The organism is Sulfoacidibacillus thermotolerans (assembly GCF_003144315.1).
Classification (GTDB): domain Bacteria; phylum Bacillota; class Bacilli; order Alicyclobacillales; family SLC66; genus Sulfoacidibacillus; species Sulfoacidibacillus thermotolerans.
Genome location: NZ_MPDK01000083.1, coordinates 1 through 1,351 on the forward strand (window position 1 = coordinate 1; position 1,351 = coordinate 1,351).

Sequence of the window (1,351 nt, forward strand, 5' to 3'; positions counted from 1 at the left end):
TCACTCAAAAATGATTTCGAGGATTTTTCTGAGGAAGTCAGTAGAAGTCTCCAACATGAGATTCGGTGTGCCGCATCGCGTTTAGCCAATCAACTAAGATCATACGAACAAAAAAAAAACGAATAAAGGATGTGCGTTGTCCATGGAACAAGCATACCAAAAAACAATTTTTGGTGATTGGGAGGAAATTCCACTCTTGCCCAAAGCGCTTGGCGGCTTTCGATCAGGTTATAGAACTCGCGTCGTTTCGCGCGATGCGTGCAAGTGGCCGCAGTTTTTGATTTGCTCGCATGAGTGCAAAGAGATTGTGCAACTGATCAGCTTTGTTTCTAACGAGGTAGAGTTCGAACTGTGCAAAATCGAGGCACTGCACATGGCGGAAGTTTTAACGCGTGCCGCGAAAGACATGCAATAATTCTTACCTTGCCCCCTTTGTGTGGAACACGCAAAGGGGGCTTTTTTGTGGCAAAAACAATCGAAGAGTTGGCGGCAGAAAGCCAACAAAATCTGACCGAAGTCATCAAATATTTGCAGCGTTGGGGGTGGATGCAGGATGGGCAAATTACCGATTTGGGCAACAAATCTGGTGTTTTTCAGCCTGTCGTAGTGGATGGTGCGGCAGAAGTTTTATTGAAGGTGGCGCTAAATAACCCGCATCCGATCTCCAATAATCAAATGATCAAAACACTCGACGGCCACTACGTGGAATCACGTGGCGAGGCAATGATTGATGATTGGCTCTATGCGCACGGAATCGAACACGAGGTGCAGGTTTTGTTGCCGTTTTTCAAGAGTGTTTATTTACGGCGAGCGGATTTTTATTTGCCGAAACAAAACAAGTACATCGAATATTGGGGCGGCAACACGTTTGACTACCTTGCTGAAAAAGAACGCCGAAAAGAGCAATATGCCATGAGCCGATTGGAACGAATCGACATCGAAGATGCGGACATTCAAAATTTGAGCGAAAGCCCGCTAAAACAGTTAATTTCCGAAGAAACCCTAAGACAACGATTGCGCGAATACCGTGCAAAACGAGCAAAAGAAAATGGTGTAGCTCATTTCAAAATTTTTGAGGATTCGGTGCTGGAAACCATTGTGGCTAAAAAACCGCGACGCTTGGAGGATTTTATCGAAATCAGTGGGATCGGGAAAAAGAGGTTACTAGATTTTGGCGAAGACTTAACCGCGATTGTCAATGAAGTTTGCTAAAAAAACGTTCAAGCACACGAAAGGAGGGAGTCGCCGTTCTCTGCAAAATGGGAGCGGCGGCAAAATGGGTGATCGTAGAGTTTTCGACAAAAAACATTGAGTGGGTTGATCCACAAGAAACAGCGGACTTTGAATCCGT

General features: G+C 45.2%; 2 protein-coding genes. Both read left to right on the forward strand.

The features are described from left to right. The first annotated feature begins 142 nt into the window (after positions 1-142). Positions 143-415 (forward strand): hypothetical protein, encoded by a 273-nt coding sequence (locus tag BM613_RS14505; protein ID WP_245926408.1) that lies wholly within the window; start codon positions 143-145, stop codon positions 413-415. A gap of 47 nt (positions 416-462) precedes the next feature. Next, positions 463-1,212, forward strand: a complete 750-nt coding sequence (locus BM613_RS14510; protein WP_109431856.1) for an HRDC domain-containing protein — start codon at positions 463-465, stop codon at positions 1,210-1,212. The last annotated feature ends 139 nt before the right edge of the window (positions 1,213-1,351 follow it).

What these genes read in the sequence shown, in the direction of transcription:
- BM613_RS14505 (WP_245926408.1), top strand. Translation starts at nt 143, where the DNA reads ATGGAACAAGCATACCAAAAAACAATTTTTGGTGATTGGGAGGAAATT.